At 71.2% G+C, this 17,805-nt stretch carries 15 protein-coding genes; 5 read left to right on the top strand and 10 right to left on the bottom strand.

What is annotated here, in order from left to right; genetic code table 11:
• Window position 1 precedes the first annotated feature (1 nt).
• The gene (locus Mco01_RS22740; protein ID WP_204058926.1) at window positions 2-883 is read right to left on the bottom strand and encodes an alkaline phosphatase family protein; all 882 of its coding nucleotides are present in this window, start codon (window positions 881-883) and stop codon (window positions 2-4) included.
• Between the two features lie 106 nt (window positions 884-989).
• Here Mco01_RS22740 and Mco01_RS22745 point away from each other — a divergent pair, with 106 nt between their 5' ends.
• On the top strand, window positions 990-1,493 hold the full coding sequence (locus Mco01_RS22745) for an NUDIX hydrolase (protein WP_204058927.1): 504 nt from the start codon (window positions 990-992) through the stop codon (window positions 1,491-1,493).
• A 65-nt stretch (window positions 1,494-1,558) separates the two neighbouring features.
• Entirely contained in the window at window positions 1,559-2,062 is a 504-nt protein-coding gene (locus tag Mco01_RS22750; RefSeq protein ID WP_204058928.1) for a nucleotidyltransferase domain-containing protein, read from the top strand.
• 13 nt (window positions 2,063-2,075) lie between these two features.
• Here the strand turns inward: Mco01_RS22750 and Mco01_RS22755 are convergent, their stop codons facing one another.
• Window positions 2,076-3,002 carry a DUF7916 family protein gene (locus Mco01_RS22755; RefSeq protein WP_204058929.1) on the bottom strand — a complete coding sequence of 309 codons (927 nt, stop codon included), beginning with the start codon at window positions 3,000-3,002 and terminating at the stop codon, window positions 2,076-2,078.
• Window positions 3,003-3,175: 173 nt separating this feature from the next.
• Entirely contained in the window at window positions 3,176-3,649 is a 474-nt protein-coding gene (locus Mco01_RS22760; RefSeq protein WP_204058930.1) for a MarR family transcriptional regulator, read from the bottom strand.
• A gap of 70 nt (window positions 3,650-3,719) precedes the next feature.
• Between Mco01_RS22760 and Mco01_RS22765 the strand changes: the two genes are divergently transcribed.
• Window positions 3,720-4,577 carry an alpha/beta fold hydrolase gene (locus Mco01_RS22765; protein WP_204058931.1) on the top strand — a complete coding sequence of 286 codons (858 nt, stop codon included), beginning with the start codon at window positions 3,720-3,722 and terminating at the stop codon, window positions 4,575-4,577.
• Between the two features lie 549 nt (window positions 4,578-5,126).
• On the top strand, window positions 5,127-8,030 hold the full coding sequence (locus Mco01_RS22770) for a beta-N-acetylhexosaminidase (protein WP_204058932.1): 2,904 nt from the start codon (window positions 5,127-5,129) through the stop codon (window positions 8,028-8,030).
• 166 nt (window positions 8,031-8,196) lie between these two features.
• Here the strand turns inward: Mco01_RS22770 and Mco01_RS22775 are convergent, their stop codons facing one another.
• The 4 genes from Mco01_RS22775 to Mco01_RS22790 all read right to left on the bottom strand — a co-directional run bounded on the left by Mco01_RS22775 (window position 8,197) and on the right by Mco01_RS22790 (window position 12,539).
• Window positions 8,197-8,625 carry a ribosomal maturation YjgA family protein gene (locus Mco01_RS22775; protein WP_204058933.1) on the bottom strand — a complete coding sequence of 143 codons (429 nt, stop codon included), beginning with the start codon at window positions 8,623-8,625 and terminating at the stop codon, window positions 8,197-8,199.
• Between the two features lie 140 nt (window positions 8,626-8,765).
• Window positions 8,766-9,977: an acyl-CoA dehydrogenase family protein gene (locus Mco01_RS22780; RefSeq protein WP_204058934.1), complete on the bottom strand. Its 1,212-nt coding sequence runs from the start codon at window positions 9,975-9,977 to the stop codon at window positions 8,766-8,768.
• Window positions 9,978-10,017: 40 nt separating this feature from the next.
• Complete coding sequence (locus tag Mco01_RS22785; RefSeq protein ID WP_036320002.1) at window positions 10,018-11,007, bottom strand: glucosyl-3-phosphoglycerate synthase; 990 nt, start codon at window positions 11,005-11,007, stop codon at window positions 10,018-10,020.
• 59 nt (window positions 11,008-11,066) lie between these two features.
• A complete protein-coding gene (locus tag Mco01_RS22790) occupies window positions 11,067-12,539 on the bottom strand; it encodes a helix-turn-helix domain-containing protein (protein WP_239103839.1) in 1,473 nt (490 codons plus the stop codon).
• A 242-nt stretch (window positions 12,540-12,781) separates the two neighbouring features.
• On the opposite strand from Mco01_RS22790, the gene aceA reads away from it, so the two are divergent.
• The gene (gene aceA, locus Mco01_RS22795) at window positions 12,782-14,074 is read left to right on the top strand and encodes an isocitrate lyase (protein ID WP_204058935.1); all 1,293 of its coding nucleotides are present in this window, start codon (window positions 12,782-12,784) and stop codon (window positions 14,072-14,074) included.
• Between the two features lie 116 nt (window positions 14,075-14,190).
• Here aceA and Mco01_RS22800 read toward each other — a convergent pair whose 3' ends face one another.
• The 3 genes from Mco01_RS22800 to Mco01_RS22810 form a co-directional block, all read right to left on the bottom strand.
• Window positions 14,191-14,991, bottom strand: coding sequence for an ABC transporter ATP-binding protein (locus tag Mco01_RS22800; protein ID WP_204058936.1), 801 nt, complete (start codon window positions 14,989-14,991; stop codon window positions 14,191-14,193).
• A gap of 38 nt (window positions 14,992-15,029) precedes the next feature.
• On the bottom strand, window positions 15,030-16,577 hold the full coding sequence (locus Mco01_RS22805; protein WP_204058937.1) for a serine/threonine-protein kinase: 1,548 nt from the start codon (window positions 16,575-16,577) through the stop codon (window positions 15,030-15,032).
• Between the two features lie 174 nt (window positions 16,578-16,751).
• Window positions 16,752-17,732, bottom strand: a complete 981-nt coding sequence (locus tag Mco01_RS22810) for an alpha/beta hydrolase (protein WP_204058938.1) — start codon at window positions 17,730-17,732, stop codon at window positions 16,752-16,754.
• Window positions 17,733-17,805: the final 73 nt, after the last annotated feature.

The following is a 17,805-nucleotide window of genomic DNA, read 5'->3' on the forward strand; positions in this document are numbered from 1 at the left end:
CTCAGCTCCAGATTCCGGTGATGTCGGAGGCGGAGGCCGCGTTGCCCGCGTGGGTCGTCAGGCCGGCCATGTCCTCCAGCGTGCGGAGCAGGCTGTAGTGGTTGTAGGTGGTGGACGACGAGCTGCCCGCCTTCACCGGCTGGCCGTACACCACGGCGGCGATGCGGTTGCCGGCGAGCTTGTTGTCCTCGTCGAAGGTGACGACCAGCAGGCTGTTGTTCGACTTCGCCCAGGTCGCGTACGCGCCGAGCTTGTTCTTCAGCCACGTGTCGCCGGTCGAGACCGAGCAGTCGTGCATGTCGTTGCACAGGTTCGGCACCACGAAGGAGACCTTCGGGAGCTTCGTGTAGTCGGTGGGGAACTGCGCGAACGTGTACGCCGTGGAGGTCGGCACGTTGCCGAAGCCGAACCACGGGTTGTGCTTCTGGGCGTACTTGTTCGAGCTGTTGCTGCAGACGGTCGAGCCCTGGCTGGGCAGGCCCTCGTTGTAGCTCGCCCACGTCTTGCCGGCGGCGATCAGCTCGGAGCCGAGGTTGGCCGCGGAGCTGAAGCCGATCTTCACGCAGCTGTCGTCGGTGATGCCCTGCGTGCTGCCGGAGAACATGGCGTAGTAGTTGGGCTGGCTCGGGTGGGTCTCGGCGTAGAACTGGGTGAGGTTCGCGCCGCCCGTCGCCAGCGAGTTGATGTACGGGGCGCTGGAGCTGCCGATGACCTGGGAGTAGGCGTGGTTCTCGAGGACGACGACCACCACGTGGGCGGGCGTGGGGACCGTGGCGGCGGACCCGGCCTCGGCGCCGAGGCCGATCGCGGCGGTCAGACCGAGGGCGGATGCGATCGCGACAGAGGTCCTGCGGGAGCGTGCTTTTCCAGCGGATACGACCATGACCGTCCTTCTTAGGGGGGTTGAGAAGCGATGTCAGAGTAGGTCCGCTTGATCGACAAGCCAGGTGAGAAACGGTTAACAGCGCCCGAACAGTAAGATCGGGATCATGACGAGCACCGTCACCCGCACCACCGCCCGCGTCCTGCTGGCGGACGCCCGGGACCGGATCCTGCTGTTCCGCTTCCGGGCGCCGGAGCACTGGACGGCCGCCCACTTCTGGGTGACCCCGGGCGGCGGCGTCGACGACGGGGAGAGCCTCCCGGCCGCGGCCGCGCGTGAGCTGGGCGAGGAGATCGGACTCGACGTGCCCGAGGACCTTCTCGGCCCGGTCGTCGCCTGGACCTCGGGCCCGGCCGACCTCGGCGAGGACCTCGTCGAGGCCGTCGACTGGTTCTTCTTCCTGCGGGTGGAGGCGCACACGGTCGACGGCTCCCGCCAGGAGGAGCTCGAACGGTCGCAGATCTCGGCCCACCGGTGGTGGACGCTCGACGAACTGGCCCGGACGGACGAGGAGATCTTCCCCGTGGACCTGCCGCGCCTGCTGCCCGGCCTGTTCGCCGGCGACCTGCCCGCCGAGCCCCTACGGCTCCCCTGGCGCCGCGGCGGGTGACGCGGCCCCCGGCGTACCTCGAAAGTGGGTCGACGCGGCGCCGGGCCGCGTGTCACGCTCGTGATGTGTTCGAGACGTCGGAAGTCCTGCGGGTCATGGCCCTGCTGCGCGGCGCGGGCTGCGAGGTGTGGATCGGCGGGGGCTGGGGCGTGGACGCCCTCCTCGGCCGGGTCACCCGGGAGCACCACGACCTCGACCTCGCCCACCGCGCCGACCAGGAGGCCGTGGTCGTCGCGACGCTGGAGCGGGCCGGGTACGCCGAGACGGGCGACGCCCTCCCCGGGCGGCCCGTCCGCTTCGTCATGCGCGATTCCTACGGCCGCGAGATCGACCTCCACCCGATCACGTTCGGCCCTGACGGCTCCGGCGTGCAGCCGGCCGACGAGTCAGGCGGCGTCTTCGCCTACCCCGCCGACTGCTTCGTGGTCGGGGCCGTCGGCGGGGCGCGGGTCCCCTGCCTGTCGGCGGACCAGCAGGCGCGGTTCCACCAGGGGTACGAGCCGCGCGAGCGGGACCTGCACGACATGGCCCGGCTGAGCGAGGCCTACGGCGTGGCCGCGGCCTTCTGACTCGCACCCACCCCTATCGGAGGAGGGACATGGCCATGCGGCGGTACGCGTGGCGGCGGCCGCGGATCGCGACGCTGTAGGCGAGGATGTTCTCCGGGACCGTGATGCCGAAGTAGCCGCAGTCGCCCAGGTGGTGGATGTCGGTCCCGGTCATCTTGGCCATCAGCGCGAGCCGCCGGATCGTGTCGGCGTCCGCGCCCTCCTGCGACGTGCCGATCGTCGTCATCGTGAGCGCCCCGGCGGCGTGGGCGGCCGCCACCCATTCCCGTACCTGCGCCTCGTGGCAGCCCGGGACAGTGCCCGGCGCGGGCACCAGCACGACGTCGGCCCCGGCCGCGACGAAGCCCTCGACGGCGGCGGCGTCCACGATGCCGGCCCCGGCCTCCGTCGCGCTGCCGGCGGCGTGCATCTTGCCGGCCATGACGATCAGGTCGTCGCCCGCGGCGTCCCTGGCCGCGGCCACCGCCCTGGTAAGCGACGCGTTGGTCACGCCCATCCCCGGGTTGCCGGTGAGCACGACGGCGTCGGCGCCGAGGGCGGCCAGGGCGGCGATGTTCTCCGGCGTCGCGAGCCGTCCCGCCTTCTCCCCCGGCCCGAAGTCGTCGTCGGTCACCCGCGGTGCCTCAGGGTCGACCGGTTCGAGGTTGACGGCCACGATCCGCCCGGTCAGCCGCTTGACCTCACGCACCACGTCCTTCGGGGCCGCGTCCACCGCGAAGACCACCGGCTCGCGTACGTCGAGCAGGTTGAGGACGACGATGTCCGCCCCCATCCCGGCGGCGAGCTCGGGGTTGCTCACGTCGTAGACGGCGGCCATGACCGGCGCCATCACCTCCGCCGCCACCGTCCGCCCCTCGCTGCCGCGGATGGCCGCCAGCATCTCGGCCCGGCCGTACCCGGCCAGCTCCCGCGCGGTCGTGTCCAGCAGGCGTCTGACCATCGCGCTCTCCCGCCCTTCCGGTGATCCCCGCCAGGCTAGCCGTCGGCCTCGCCGCGCCGGCCGGTCAGTCCGTAGCGAAGAAGATCACGAGGCCGATCGCGAGCATGGCGACGGCCGCATCTCATGCGCCGGCGGGCCGCGGGTGGCCGCGACGCCGGCCGGCCGGACGAGCGTCAGGTCGGCTGCGACGTCAACGCGTCCAGTGCCGTCTGGAGGAAGAGCCGTACCGCCGCCGTCTCGCGCTCGTCGAAGCCGGGCAGTACGGACACGGTTTTGTCGATGAGCGGGCCGAAGTAGCTCCACCCCAGGTCCTTGGCATGGTCCTCCACCTTCAGCAGGACCCGGCGCCGGTCGTGGACGTCGCGGACCCGGCTGACCAGGCCGAGCCGTTCGAGGCGGTCGATGACCGCCGTGGTGCCCGCCGAGTTGAGGCCCAGCCCGGCGCCGAGGAAGCCGGCGGTGGCGTCGATCCCGGCCCGCTCGGCGTCCAGCAGGCGGATGAGCGCGCGCACATCGGTGACGTGCATGCCGTGCTCGGCCGCGAACGCGGCCTGGCGCAGGCCGTACTCCACCGCGACCGCGCGCAGCAGATGGAAGATCTCCAGATCGGGATCGTCGTGCTTCCGCCTCGACCGTGCCGCCGTCACAGCGTCTCTCCTCACGTATTATCTCGCTGAGCGATATTATCGCTTAGCGAGCTACTTTTGGGAGGCGGGCGTGACGACCACCGACGACGCGTTTCTCACGGCCTACGACGCCGTCATGGCGGCGCACTGGCCGGCGTCCACCGAGCAGGCCGAGATCCGCACCCCCTTCGGCACGACCCACGTCAACACCGTCGGCCCGCCCGACGCGCCTCCCGTGGTCCTCCTGCACGGCGGCGGGACCACCTCGACCGTCTGGTACGGCACGGCGACGGCCCTCGGGTCGGCGCACCGGGTGCACGCGGTCGACCTCGTGGGCGACCCGGGGCGCAGCGTCGCCGGCGAGCGCGGCATCCGGCGACTGGGCGACCTGATGGCCTGGCTCGACGCCGTGCTCGACGGTCTCGGCGCGGAGTCGGCGTCCCTGTGCGGCCACTCGTACGGAGGATGGACTGCCCTGCACTACGCGGCGCACGCGCCCGGCAGGGTTCGGGCACTGGTCCTGGTCGACCCGACGAACTGCTTCACCGGGTTCTCCCGCCGCTACCTGCTGCGCGCCCTGCCGATGCTGCTGCGCCCGACCGTGCGGCGGCGCCGTGCGTTCCTCGCCTGGGAGACCCGGCGGGCGGCGCTCGACGAGACGTGGCTGCGCCTGTTCGACCAGGCCGCCGGCTTCCCCGCCGCCCGCCCGCTGACCGGCCCGCGGCCCGCCCCCGAGGCCCTGCGGGCGCTCCGGACCCCGGCGTTGCTGCTTTTGGCCGAACTCAGCCGGGCCCACGACGTCGGCCGCGTCGCCGCCTCGGCCGCAACGCTACTGCCCCGCCTGGAGACGGCCGTACTGCCCGGCGCCACCCACCACACCCTGCCCCTGGCGGGGCCTCCGGAGATGAACGCACGGATCGAGAAGTTCCTCGCCGCCCACGGCGGCTGACCGAGTCATTGCGGATGGTGTAACGGCGCTGGGCCGCGTCATGCCCGGTCGCCGTTTCGTTGTGCCTGCGAAAGCCGGCGACCGTGGCGCCGCCGCTCCCCTGCTTCGGTCGCCCAGCGGTATAGACCAGTTGCGGGTCCACCGCCCTCTTCGACACAAATCTCGTACGGGACGGTATAGACCAAATCGTTTTGGTCTGTTTAAGTTAGTCCAAGATCCCGCATAAAGGATCCATCCGCCGTCCTGATCACCAATCGGTACAGACCAGTCACCCCCTCGCACGAACAAGGAGGCGGTAATCGAGACGCGCGAGAGGAACGCCGGGACGGTCGCCCTCCAGACCGCGTGACCCCCAGCATCGATCGACACCCGTACGGGCGCTCCCCTGCCGTGCGGGTGGCTCGGGCATGCCATTGATGCCCGAATTCGACCTGTGCTGGAGGAATGCGGCACCCTCATGTAAGGAGTCACGTGAAGTTCGCATTCTTATCGAAGCGCGAGCAGAGGCATGGCGGAGGCCGTCGGTCTCAGCCCCGCGTCTTCTCCGCTTTGACTATCGGTGCGCTGCTGGCCACATCACTCACCGGCGTCCTGGCGAACAGCGCCGCCAACGCCGACACTGCACCGGCCGTCCCCGTCTCCGACTCCCTCACGGATCCCTCTGCTTCCGACAGCGTCAACCTGGCCCTCCTGCCGGGTGCGGTCGCCTCCGCCAAGTCCCAGCGCATGACGGCGCCCGCCGCGACGTACGCGCCCGCCAACGCCACGGACGTCTTCGTCCACAACGGCTGGACCTCGAACTACGCCTCGGTCGGGAACGGCTATGACCCGACGCAGGACTGGTTCCAGGTCAAGCTGGCCCAGCCCGCCCCGGTCCACGAGGTGTTCACCCTCTGGACGTCGCCGGCGAAGCCGACGGAGTACGACCTGCAGGTCGCCACGGACGCCGACTGCCAGACGTGGTCGACGGTCGCCCACGTGGTGAATCCGAGCGACAAGGACTCCCAGGTCATCGATCGGACGGACCCGATCTCCTGCGTCCGGATGCAGGCTCTGGCCACGAGTTCCACGGTTGGATACACGATCAACGAGTTCGAGCTGTGGTCCGGACCGAAGCCGGCGACCGTCACGGGTCAGATCATTCCCGTGCCGGTGCGGCAGACGCCCGGCACCGGTCAGCCCTGGCAGCTCACGGCCAGGTCCCGGATCGTGGTCTCCGACAGCGGCCTCGCCGCCACAGGCGAGGTTCTCGCGGGCTACCTGCGGCCGGCCACCGGGTACGAGCTCCCCGTGGTGACGGGTTCCGCCACCGCGGCCGACATCGCCCTCGGCCTCGCGCCGGTGCCCGGCCTTCCCCAGGGGAACGAGGTCGCCGCGGCCGAAGGCTACTCCCTCACGGTGTCGAGCGCGGGCGTGAAGATCGTGGCCCCGAAGGCGCACGGTCTGTTCAACGGCTTCCAGACCCTTCGGCAGTTGCTGCCGGCCGCGAGCTACTCGCCTTCGGTCGGCGTGGGGCCCTGGACGGCACAGCCCATAACGGTCGTCGACTACCCGCGATACGAGCATCGCGGTCTCCAGCTCGACCCTGCCCGCAACTTCCTGACCGTGGCCGAGATCAAGTCGATGATCGACCAGCTGGCGGCGTTGAAGGGCGACCGGCTGCACCTGCACCTGAGCGACAGCCAGTCCTGGCGCCTTGAGATCAAGGGCTACCCGGCGCTGGACGGCACCGGGTGCAACGGAGCGAACTGTCTCGCGGGCTTCTACACGCAGGAGGACTTCAAGGGCCTGGTCGCGTACGCGGCCGACCGGTTCATCGAGATCGTCCCCGAACTGGAGGGCCCGGCCCATGCCACGGCGGCGGTGACAGCCCTGGGCGGCCGCGCGATCATGGGTTGCCAGGGCCAGACCCAGACCGACCGGTTCTGCACCAACCCGAACGACCCGGCCAGCGCGCGGGCCCTCGCGTTCTGGAAGGACGCGATCGCACAGCTCGCCGCGATCTCTCCCGCATCGATCATCCACATCGGCGGCGACGAGGCCATCGGGATGCCCCACGAGGACTACAAGTGGTGGATCGGCCAGATGGAGAAGATCGTCAACGACAACGGCAAGCGGATGATGGGCTGGAACCCCGCGCTGGAAGGGTACGCACCGGGTTCCACCTCCATCAACCATTACTGGTCCGACTACACGGGCGGTGGGCCCGCTCTCATCAAGCCCGAGTGGTTCAACCAGGGCCGGGACGTGATCACGACACCGGAATGGAACGCCTATCTCGACTTCGCGTACGACGGATCCCCCGGCAGGACACCGGCGACGGAACTCCTCAAGTCCTACTCCTGGGACCCGGAATGGGTGTACGAGAAGTATCGGTCGGTCTGGGCGCAACCGGCCTACGGCGGGCCGAAGGCCGAGGACATCATCGGTATCGAGGCGCCCATCTGGGGCGAGCAGATGCGCGGGCTGGCCACGAACGAGTACATGGTCTTCCCGCGGCTGGCCGGAATCCTCGAGAAGGCCTGGTCCCCCAAGGTGCTCACCCAGGACTACGACGCGTATCGGGAGCGGCTCAGCGCGGCCGGACCCCGCTGGGCGTTCGCGAACGTGAACTACGGGACCATATCCCAGGTCACCTGGGACACGGCGGCGATGGGGACGTTCACCCGTCTGGGCGCGGACAAGACCCTGAGCAACGTCACCCTGGCACGGATGACCGCCGGCTCGGTGCCGCCCGGTCAGTTCACGGCCGTGATCGACTGGGGCGACGGATCCGCGGCGGAGCCGGCCGGCATCGCGGCACGCGACTACGTGGCGAGCCAGCGGCAGGGCAGAAGCCTGATGTCGGTCAGCGGGAGCCACACCTATCCGACGGACGAGGTGTACCACGGCACCGTCACCTACAGCCGGCAGGACCAGACCTGGGTCGTGCCGTTCACCGCGACCGGCGTCCCGGCCTGCACGAAGACGATCACCGGGTCGCGCTCCGGCCCGTTGACCGTCACCTCGGGCGTCACGTGCCTCGATGACGCGACGGTCACCGGACCCGTGACCGTGCGTACAGGTGCCGGGCTCTACGCGTCCGGTTCCGAGGTACGCGGCCCGCTGACGACGTCCGGGGCCGTCGACGTCCTGTTGTGCGGCACCACGGTGTCCGGGCCGGCGACCCTGACCGGTGGGGCGCGGGTCTGGGTCGGCGATCACAAGGGCGACTGCGCAGCGGCGACGATCAAGGGCCCGCTGACGGTCACCGGCACGACGCGTCAGGTCACGATCGACGGCTCGACGGTCAACGGCCCGCTCGTCCTGCAGAACAACACGGCGGCGACGATCGTCTCCGGCAACCACATCGGCGGACCACTGTCGTGCTCGGGGAACTCCCCCGCGCCGACCAACGCCGGCCAGCCCAACACCACGTCCGGCCCGAAGCCAGGGCAGTGCGCAGGGCTGTAGCCGGAGGAAAATGACCGGCCGAGGGCTTGAGGCCCAGTAGGTGAACGCCGGTCACGGCGGCCCTCCTGCATCCACGAGATCGGGAGGGCCGCCCTGGCCGATCGGGCCCAGACAGCCGTTCAGGTACGGGGTGGCCGCATACCCGACATGCCTCGGTCGAGGGGCATCAAAGACGACCTCCCAGGCCCGTGCTTTCCTTCGATTCACGTGTACGGGAGGCCAGGGAGTGCAGCAACCAGCAGAACCCTGCCCCGACCGCGTACCAGAACAGGTCGGGCGCGTTGAACGTGGAGCCGAGCACGAGGCGCGCGACGAAGCTGCGCCGGGACAGCTCGGCGGGAACCGGGGTGAGTTGGAAGAACTCCACGGCCCAGCTGAGACCCAGCGCTATGGAGGCCACAGTGACGGGCCGCGCCTTGGGCGCGAGGACGACGAGCAGGGCGTAGATCAGGACCGTGTAGAGGGCGTCGCCGACGTACTTGGCGAGGTCTCCCTGTACGACGACCCGCAGCGCCACCCCCGCGATCAACGTCCCCGCGACGGCTGCGGACGCCGCCACACGGGTCCTCGTGACCAGCCTCCCAAGATCGGCCATGACCGGCATCCTATGGCGAAGCCGTATCGCAAGACCCCGGGACGAAAGGATGCGAAGGCCCTGCGATAACTCACTCAGCAGGCCAAAGCAATAGCTCGCTGGTAAGGCGTCAACCCCTCATGATGACGTGCGGTCGCGGATCAGCGGACGGGGAGGCCGGTGACGGCGCGGCCGATGATGAGGCGCTGGATCTCCGAGGTGCCTTCGAAGATGGTGTAGATCTTGGCGTCCCGGTGGAAGCGCTCGACCGGGTGCTCGCGGGTGTAGCCGGCGCCGCCGAGGATCTGGATGGCCTGCTCGCTCACCCACACCGCCGTCTCGCTGGCGACCAGCTTGCTCATCGAGCCCTCGGCCTGGTCGAACCGCCGGCCGTGCCGGGCCATCCAGGCGGCCCGCCAGGTCATGAGGCGGGCGACGTCCACCCGGGTGGCCATGTCGGCCAGGAGGAACGCGACGGCCTGGTTCTCCCCGATCTTGCGCCCGAACTGCTCCCGCTCGCGCGCGTAGTCCCTGGCGTACTCGTACGCGGCGCGGGCGATGCCGACGGCCATGGCGGCGACGGAGGGGCGGGTGGTCTCGAACGTCCGCATGGCGGCCTGCTCGCCACTGCGCGCCCCCGAGCGGACGCGGGCGAGCCGCTCGTCGAGCTTCTCCTTGCCGCCCAGCAGGCAGCGGCCGGGAACGCGGACGCCGTCCAGGACGACCTCGGCGGTGTGCGAGGCGCGGATGCCGTGCTTGCGGAACTTCTGGCCCTGGGAGAGGCCCGGGGTGCCCGGCGGCACCACGAACGACGCCTGGCCGCGGGTGCCGAGCGACGGGTCGACGGCGGCGACGATCACGTGGACGTTCGCGATTCCGCCGTTGGTGGCCCAGGTCTTCACGCCGTTCAGGACCCATTCGTCCTTCGCCTCGTCGTAGACGGCGCGGGTGCGGATGGAGCCGACGTCGCTGCCCGCGTCGGGCTCGGAAGCGCAGAACGCGCCGAGCTTGACGTCGTCCGGCGTCCCGAACATCTGGGGCAGCCACTCCCCCATCTGCTCCGGCGTGCCGTTCGCGGCGAGCGCGGCCGCGGCCAGGCCCGTGCCGACGATCGACAGCCCGATGCCCGCGTCGCCCCAGAACAGCTCCTCGAACGCCACAGGCAGCCCGAGCCCCGACTCCTCGAACCACTGCTGCGCGAAGAAGTCCAGCGAGTAGAGCCCGATCTTGGCGGCCTCCTGGATGACGGGCCAGGGCGTCTCCTCGCGCTCGTCCCACTCCGCTCCCGCCGGGCGGATCACGTCCCGGGCGAACTCGTGGACCCAGTCGCGCACCTCACGGACGTCGTCGCTCATCTCGGGGCAGAACGTCATCAGGCTCTCCTCTCTAGTGTTACCAACGGTAACACTTCTCTCAGGGGAGCCGCGTCGCGTACTGCGGCACGCTGAGCATCGGCGGCCGTTCGGCCACCGCGATCTCCCGCTCGACCGGGAGGTGCCCGTCGAGCCCGCGCTGGAACTGCGTGAGGCGCGGCGACGGGTCGTGCAGCGGGATCACCCTGCCCTGGCGTTCGAGCCGCGACCAGGCGGTGTGCATGATCTGCCCGGCCATGCCGCCGAGGGCCTCGGTCGACTGGTGGGAGTGCACCCGGCGGCCCAGGTCGACCTGGGCGAGCGCGTCGAGGCCGGCCAGCTCCAGCAGGTCGATGAGCAGCCCCAGCTCCACGCCGTACCCGGTCACGAACGGGACGCGCTCCAGGGCGGACCGGCGGCCGGCGTACTCCCCGGCCAGCGGCTGGACGAACCCGGCGAGCAGCGGCCAGTGCATGTTCAGCAGCGGCCGCGCGACCAGCTCGGTGACCCGCCCGCCGGCCGTGGCCGCGTCGGGCCCGTCCGGGCCGGTCGTCCCCGGCGCCCCGAGCAGCGGCCGGTCGTAGCACCCCTTGACGTACGCCACGGCGGGGTCGGCCAGCAGCGGCCCGAGCAGGCCGGTCACGAACGACGTTCGGAACTCCTGTAAGTCGGCGTCGACGAACACCACCAGGTCGCCGGTGGTCACCGCGAGGGACTTCCACAGCGCCTCGCCCTTGCCGTCGTACGCCGGGCCGTCGAGCTCGGGGAGGATCTCGTCCTGGGCGAAGACCTTCGCGCCCGCCTGGACGGCGCGGGCGGCGGTGTCGTCGGTGGACCGGGAGTCGATGACCACCAGCTCGTCCACGAGAGGGACGGCCTCGACGAGGTCGCGCCGGATGGCCGAGACGATGTCCCCCACGGTCGCGGCCTCGTCGCGCGCGGGCAGGACCACGCTGACGGTCCCTCTCTTCGCGGACAGCAGCGCGCGGGCGGACCAGTCGGACGAGGTCGTGGTGCGGCGACCGAGCCAGGCCTCCACCTCAGGCAGCACGCGCGCTCTCCCCCGTGTCGGCGATGTCCACACGCATCACCTTATGTGGCGCAGGAGATTCAGCTCTGGGCGGCGTGGCGCTCCAGGAAGGAGTAGACGTCGGCCTCGTCGACCCCGGGGAAGGACCCGGGCGGCAGCACGGTCAGCACGTGGGAGTTCGCCCGGGCGGACGGCCAGGCGTACCCCTCCCAGCGCTGGGCCAGCTCGGCGGGCGGGCGGCGGCAGCACTCGCCGCTCGGGCAGTTGGACTTGGTCCGGTTCGTCGTCTCGCGGCCGCGGAACCAGCGCGACTCCCGGTACGGCACGCCGAGCGTGACCGCGAAGTCCTTCTCCAGCGAGGGGTCCACGTGGGCGATGCAGAAGTACGTGCCGGTCGGCGAGTCGGAGTACTGGTAGAAGAGGGAGAACCGGTCGGGCGACTGGAACACCTGCCGGCCCGACCACTGCTGGCACATCCGCTGCCCCTCGATCGCCCCCTGCTCGTCGGCCGGGAAGACGATCCCGTCGTTCTCGTACGCCTTGTAGATGATGCCGCCCGCGTCGTTGCGGACGAAGTGGCAGACCAGGTCGAGGTGCTGGGTGGCCAGGTTGGTGAAGCGGTGGGCCGCCATCTCGTAGGACACGGCGAACACGTCGCGCAGGTCCTCCACCGACAACGCCTTGTCCTGCTTCGCCTCCCGCAGGTACGGCACGGCGGCCGCCTCCGGCACCAGGACCGCGGCGGCGAAGTAGTTGGCCTCGACCCGCTGGCGCAGGAAGTCGGCGAAGTCGCGCGGCTTGTGGTGCTGGAGCGCGAAGTGCCCGAGCGTCTGCAGCAGCACGGTGCGCGGGGTGTGCATGCCGAGCTGCTCGCGCTTGAGGTAGATGCGCCGGTTGCGCAGGTCGGTGACCGAGCGGGCGGAACGCGGCAGGTCGGGCGCCGTGTGCACGGTGAACCCGTAGTGGGACACGATCGCCTGGACCGTGCTCTCCGACAGCGCGCCGGTGCGGTAGCCCACGGCGGCGAGGGCCTCGGCGGCCGCCTTCTCGATCTCCTCGAAGTAGTTGCCCAGCTCGCGCTGCTTGCGCCGCAGCTCCGCGTTGGCCGCCCGGGCCTCCTCGGGGGTCGCGGTGCCCTTGGCCTGCCGGGCCTTGAGCTCCTCGTACAGGCCGAGGATGTGCTCCAGCACGTCGTTCGGGACCCGCGCGGACACCTTCAGCCTGCTCAGCCCGAGGCTCTGGTACAGCGGGTCGCGCTGGGCCTCCTCCAGGGCGATCTCCAGCTGGGCCCGCCGGTTGGGCGCCTGCCGGCGCAGCAGCTCCTCGACCGGCACGTTCAGGGCGGCGGCCAGCGACTTCAGCAGGGACAGCTTCGGCTCGCGCTTGCCGTTCTCCAGGAGGGACAGCTGGCTGGGCGCGCGTCCCACGCGGTCGCCGAGCTCGGAGAGCGTGAGGCCGCGCTGCTTGCGCAGGTGCTTGAGCCGCTGGCCGAACGCCAGCAGGTCGAGCTCCTGCGTCAAAGACAGCGGTTCTTCGCCAAGGACGGTGGGCATGGCTCATCCTAGGCGGAAAATCAGGCATTCTTCCACCCGAGAGTGATCCACACCACACGCATTGGTCTAGTCCATAGCGAAAACTCGACGTTTCTTCACTGTCAAATACCGGCGAGTATTCGCTGTAACAGAAATTCTTCCTATCTTGCCTCACGGCCCTCCTTGTTGATCTCTTGATATCGACACAAACTCGGAAGCAAGCCCCAGGTGACGACATCGCACGCAACAAGGGAGTGACCAACATGTCGGAGCGTCTTACCGCCGCCGCCGAGGAGCTGCGGCGCGACTGGGAGACCAACCCCCGGTGGAAGAACGTCGAGCGGACCTACACCGCGGAGGACGTGATCCGGCTGCGCGGCTCCGTGCAGGAGGAGCACACCCTGGCCCGGCTCGGCGCGGAGCGGCTGTGGGAGCTCCTGACCACCGAGGACTACGTCCACGCGCTCGGCGCGCTCACCGGCAACCAGGCCGTCCAGCAGGTGAAGGCCGGCCTCAAGGCCGTCTACCTGTCCGGCTGGCAGGTCGCCGCCGACGCGAACCTGGGCGGCCAGACCTACCCCGACCAGAGCCTCTATCCGGCCAACTCGGTGCCGGCCGTGGTGCGGCGCATCAACAACGCGCTGCTGCGGGCCGACCAGATCACCTGGTCGGAGGGCGACGAGCGGGCGCCGTACTGGCTGGCGCCGATCGTGGCCGACGCCGAAGCCGGCTTCGGTGGCGTGCTCAACGCGTTCGAGCTGATGAAGGGCATGATCGCGGCGGGCGCCGCGGGCGTCCACTGGGAGGACCAGCTCGCCTCCGAGAAGAAGTGCGGCCACCTGGGCGGCAAGGTCCTGATCCCGACCGGCCAGCACATCAAGACGCTCAACGCGGCCCGCCTCGCGGCGGACGTGGCGGGCGTGCCGACCCTGGTCATCGCGCGGACCGACGCCCAGGCCGCGACGCTGCTGACCAGCGACGTCGACCCCCGCGACCGCGTCTTCACCACCGGCGACCGGACGGCCGAGGGCTTCTACCGGGTGCGCAACGGCGTCGACGCCTGCATCGCCCGCGGCCTGGCCTACGCGCCGCACTCGGACCTGCTCTGGATGGAGACGTCCACGCCGGACCTCGCCGTGGCGCGGGAGTTCGCCGAGGCGATCAAGGCCCGGTACCCCGACCAGATGCTCGCCTACAACTGCTCGCCGTCGTTCAACTGGAGAAAGCACCTGGACGACTCGACGATCGCCAAGTTCCAGCGCGAGCTCGGCCACATGGGGTACAAGTTCCAGTTCATCACGCTGGCCGGCTTCCACTCGCTGAACTACTCGATGTTCGACCTGGCCCAGGGGTACGCCGAGGAGGGCATGGCGGCCTACGTCGAGCTCCAGGAGGCCGAGTTCGCGGCCGAGCGCCGCGGCTACACCGCCACCCGCCACCAGCGCGAGGTCGGCACCGGATACTTCGACCTGGTCAGCACGGCCGTCGCGCCGGACTCCTCGACCACGGCCCTGAAGGGCTCCACCGAGGAGTCGCAGTTCGCCGAGGCTCACTAACCGTCGCGGACAGCACAGGTCGAACGACGGGCCCCGCCGTGGCGCCGCAGGTCACCCCCGGATCTGACGGCCATCGGCGGGGCCTTCCGCGTGCGATGCCTTCCGCGTGGGGGCCGCTAGCGGGAGGCGCGGGCGTACCAGCGGCCGTCCGCGTGGTCGAGGCGCAGGCGGCGGCCGAAGCAGTCCGACAGGGCGGCCCCGGTCAGCACCTCGTGGACCGGCCCGGCCGCGAGGATCCGGGTGTCCCGCATCAGCAGGGCGTGGGTCGTGGAGCCGGGGACCTCCTCCAGGTGGTGCGTGACCAGCACGGTCGTCAGCGCCGGCCGGCTCGCGGCCAGGTCCTCCAGGGCCTCGATCAGGTCCTCCCGGGCGGGCAGGTCGAGCCCGGCGAACGGCTCGTCGAGCAGGAGGATCGCGGGGTCGGCCATCAGCGCCCTGGCCACCCGGACGCGCGCCCGCTCGCCCTGGGAGCACACCTGGAAGGGCCGGTCGGCCAGGTCCTTGCACCCGAGGTCGGCCAGCAGCCCGAGGGCCCGCTCCCGTTCGGCGTCGCCGTACCGGTCCCACAGCGGGGCGCTCGTGCCGGTGTGCCCGGTGAGGACGACGGTCAGCGCGGTGGCGGCCTCCTCCTCCAGCAGCGCCTCGTCCACCAGCCGCTGGCTGGCCGCGACCAGCCCGATCTCGCGTCGCAGCTCACGCAGGTCGACCCGGCCGAGCCGCCGTCCGAGGACGGTGGCGGTCCCGGAGCTGGGATGCCGCACCGCGGCGGCCACCGACAGCATCGTGGTCTTCCCCGCGCCGTTCGGGCCGAGGATCACCCAGTGCTGCCCGCGATCCACGCGCCAGTCGGCGCCCGAGACGAGGGTGCGGCCCACCACCCGGACGGTCACGTCGGTCAGCTCAAGCGCAGCGTCCATGGTGACCAAGGATGCACGATCGCCGGGCCGCGCGCGGCTCAGGGGGTGGCCGGCGATGCGGCCGTCCCGGGCGGGCTGCCGGCGGGGCTCGACGACGACGGGCTCGGGCTCGGCTGGGGCGACTCGCCGTCGCCCCACTGCGGCTCGGTGCTGATCCCGGACGACGGCACCGGCGACTGGGTGTGTCCCGGCGGGCAGTTCTTCGGCTTCCCCTTCCGGGTGAAGCACTGGTCGGCGGGCGGGGGCACGGCGGTGGGCGGCGCCCCCGGCGGCGGCGGGGACGGCTCCTGCGGGCTCCCCGGGCCCTGCGGGGTGGACACGCGCGGCGGCAGGGTGCGGGTGGCGGTGACGGTCACGGGCGGCCGCGGCACGTGGGCGCCCACCGTCGTGGACGGCCGGGACGGCCTCGACGCGGGAGCGGGCGGCAGCGTGCTGTCCTCGCCGGGGATCACCACCGGGACGGCGGGCGGCGGCTCGGCCGTCCCCTGCATGCGGGCCGCGCCCGTCCCCGCGGCCACGACCGTCATGGCGGCGATCGTGACGGTGGCGAGCGCGGCGAAACCGGCGTGCGAGGCGTGCCCGCCCGCCCTGGCCGACCTGCGGCGCGCGGACCTGCCCTCCTCCTCGGCCAGCCGGACCCGGCCTCCCCCCGCCGGGTACGGCACGGGCTGCCAGATCTCGTCGAGCACGGCGGCCACGGCCCGCCGCGGGTCGCCCGGCTCCCGGATGCCGCCCGCTGCCAGAAGGGAGGTCAGCAGGGCGGCCGCGTCCGGCCGGTCGGCCGGGTCCTTGGCGAGCGCGCCGGCGACGCTGTCCCACAGCATCTTGGGCACCGCGGAGATCCTCGGCTCCTCCACGAGGATGCGCCGCGTGAGCACGTCGAGCTCGCCCGTGCCGAACGGGTGGAGGCCGGTGGACGCGAAGGCCACGAGGCAGCCCCACGAGAAGACGTCCGAGGCGGGCAGGGCGTGCCCGCCGGTGAGCCGCTCGGGGGCGACCCAGCCGGGGCTGCCCATGATCTGGCCCGCCTGGGTGTGCGCCACCGCCACGTCCACCTCGACGTCGCGGGCGATGCCGAAGTCGATCACGAACGGCCCGCGCGGGGACAGCAGCACGTTGGCGGGCTTGAGATCCCGGTGCACCAGGCCGGCCTCGTGGGTGGCGACGAGGGCGGCGGCGGCGCCCAGGGCCACGCCGTACGCGAGGTCGGGGGTGAGCGGCCCCCGGGCGGCGACCACCTGGGAGAGCGCGGGGCCGGGGATGTACTCGGTCACGAGGTAGGGCCGGTCGCGGTCGAGGCCGTCCTCGATCACGGCGGCCGTGCAGAAGGGCGTCACGCGGCGGGAGAACGCCACCTCCTCGGCGAACCGGGCCCGCAGCGTGGGGTCGGACAGGTGCACGGGATGCGGCGTCTTCAGCGCGACGCACCCGCCCTGCGGGTGTTCGGCGAGGTAGACGACGCCCATGCCGCCGGTGCCGAGCCTGCCCAGCAGCAGGTAGCGCCCGATGATGACCGGATCGCCCACGGTCAGCGGGCGCACGCCGGGGGGCATGCCGTTGTGGGGGCCTGTTCCGCCGCGTGCCATACGGAAGCTACCTCTCTCACGGAAGTGCCGCACTGCACACTGTCGCCGTTTGGAACGGGCCACGCGGCCAAGTAGCACCAAGCGGCATGACAGGTAAGGCCAATGGCACCTAGAGGTAAGAGAGGGCGGCGAACGCCCAGGTCACAGGCTTCTCATACGTCACATGAGGCTACTTCAGGCCGCTTCCACCCCCGACGTGGCGGATCGGGCGCCCACGGCGCCGAGGAAGCGGGAGATGTGCCGGAACAGCAGCCTCGCCTCGGGCAGCACGTCCGCCAGGATGGCGAACACGTGGGGCATCCGGTTCCACTCCTCGTACGTCACCGGGACGCCGTTCCGGCGGGCGCTCAGGGCCACCCGGCGGCCCTCGTCCCGCAGCAGCTCGGTCGAGCCGGTCACGATCATCAGCGGGGGAAGACCGGTGAAGTCGCCGTACACGGGGGAGACGAGGGGGTCGCGGCAGTCGAGGCCGTCGGTCCAGCGGCGGGCGAGCCAGTCGACACGGCCGGCGGGGAGCATGGGGTCCATCCAGCCCCTCACCCGGCGGCGGGTGGTGCTGAGGTCGGTCCAGGGGGACAGGCAGACGGCGGCCGCGGGCAGGGGCAGGTCCCGGTCGCGCAGGGAGAGCAGGGTGGCGAGGGTGAGGTGGCCGCCGGCGGAGTCCCCGGCGAGGATGATGTCGGCCGGCCGGTAGCCGCGGTCGAGCAGGCAGCGGTACGCGTCGAGGGCGTCCGACAGCGACTCGGCCAGCGAGTGCACCGGCCCCTGGCGGTAGTCGAGGGAGAACACCGGCCGCCGGGCGGTCATGGACAGTCGCCACGTGATGGGGCGGTGGGTGGCCGGGGAGCAGACGAAGTACGCGCCGCCGTGGAAGTAGAGGACCGCCTTGCCCTCGTCCAGGTCGTCGCCGCCCCGCACCCACTCGCCGGGACACGGGCCGGACCGGTCTGCCACGATGGACACGTGCTTGGGCAGGATGCCGGGCACGCGCTCCCCCAGGCACATCAGACGGCTCGCCACCGCCATACCCGCCGTGTTGCGCAGGAGGATGGTCGACATGGGCTTCATGGTCCCGCGCAGGACGCCGTTCAGCGCGGCGGCCTGCCAGCTGACCGGATATTCCGGGCGAATGTCCACATTTAGCTCATCGTTCATGTAAACCTCCTAAAAGGGACATCCCCCGGTAGTAAACGGTTCTACCGGGTGCTTTGTTTCACCCCCCTTACAG

Source organism: Microbispora corallina (genome assembly GCF_016863035.1).
In the GTDB taxonomy this organism is placed as follows: Bacteria; Actinomycetota; Actinomycetes; order Streptosporangiales; family Streptosporangiaceae; genus Microbispora; species Microbispora corallina.